Here is a 574-nt window from a genome sequence, read left to right as displayed (position 1 = left end):
AACTCACTCTCCAGCTTCTGGCGCTGCCACGCCGCGTAGTCGCCGTACTGCACCGCAAGCGGCGGCAACTCCAAGTCACTTCCCGTAGCCTTCGCCTTGTACCGGGCAAGCAGTTCGCGCCTGATGACCTGCATCGAACCGCCGTCGGCCACGATGTGGTGCACGCAAAACAGCAGCACATGGCCTTCTTCCCCCAGATCCACGAGCGTCAACCGCAACAGCGGCCCTTGCGCCAGGTCGAACGGCTGCCTGCAGTCGGTGTCGATGAGGCGCTGCAACTCGGCCTCACGCGCGCCAGGAGCCAGTCCGGACAGGTCCGCCACCGGCACGTTCAGCCGCATCCCGGCATGCACGACCGGCATCGGGTCACCGCTTTGCTCCACGAACGTGGTGCGCAGCACTTCATGCCGATCCACGATCGCCTGCGCACATTCACGCAGCCATTCGATGTTCAACCTGCCGCGCACGCGCAGCGCCGTCGGAATGTTGTAGCTCGCCGTCCCAGGATGCATGCGCTCAAGAAACCAGATGCGATGCTGGGCAAAAGAAAGTACGGATTGCGCCTCAACATCCA

At 63.4% G+C, this 574-nt stretch carries 1 protein-coding gene; it reads right to left on the bottom strand.

From position 1 onward, the window contains the following. Nucleotides 1-512: condensation domain-containing protein (locus tag ISP15_RS18260; protein ID WP_404549421.1), on the bottom strand; the 512-nt coding region annotated here is incomplete at its 3' end. Between the last annotated feature and the right edge of the window lie 62 nt (nt 513-574).

The sequence above is a fragment of the Dyella jejuensis genome, assembly GCF_044904675.1.
In the GTDB taxonomy this organism is placed as follows: domain Bacteria; phylum Pseudomonadota; class Gammaproteobacteria; order Xanthomonadales; family Rhodanobacteraceae; genus Dyella_B; species Dyella_B jejuensis.
Note: the sequence above shows the minus strand (reverse complement) of the source record. Positions and strands in the feature narration are given on the sequence as shown.